The sequence below is a fragment of the Corynebacterium sp. UMB6689 genome, from assembly GCF_030215295.1.
GTDB classification, from domain to species: Bacteria; Actinomycetota; Actinomycetes; order Mycobacteriales; family Mycobacteriaceae; genus Corynebacterium; species Corynebacterium aurimucosum.
Window position 1 is genome coordinate 1 of record NZ_JASOLS010000284.1, and the last position, 237, is coordinate 237.

At 39.7% G+C, this 237-nt stretch carries 1 protein-coding gene; it reads right to left on the reverse strand.

Going from position 1 to position 237, the window contains the following annotated elements; translation table 11 throughout:
* Positions 1–237 (reverse strand): putative Ig domain-containing protein (locus QP363_RS13530; RefSeq protein WP_284764875.1); only part of this gene is annotated, 237 nt, incomplete at both ends.

Genomic DNA, 237 nt, shown 5'->3' on the forward strand with positions numbered 1-237 from the left:
GCGCTTTTGTAACTGTAAATGTAAATGTTTCAGTTACAGGTTTTCCGTCAGCACCTTTAACTGGATTTCCATCCTTACCTAGAACTGTGACAGTTACTTTTGATACACCTTCGGTTGTTGGTGTTCCAGTAATTTGTTTTGTTGCTGGATCGTAAGAAACACCATCTGGAAGACCTTCAACCTTGACAGAACCATCTGTAGGAATTTTCTCTACTGTGACAGTAACTGGTGTGATTT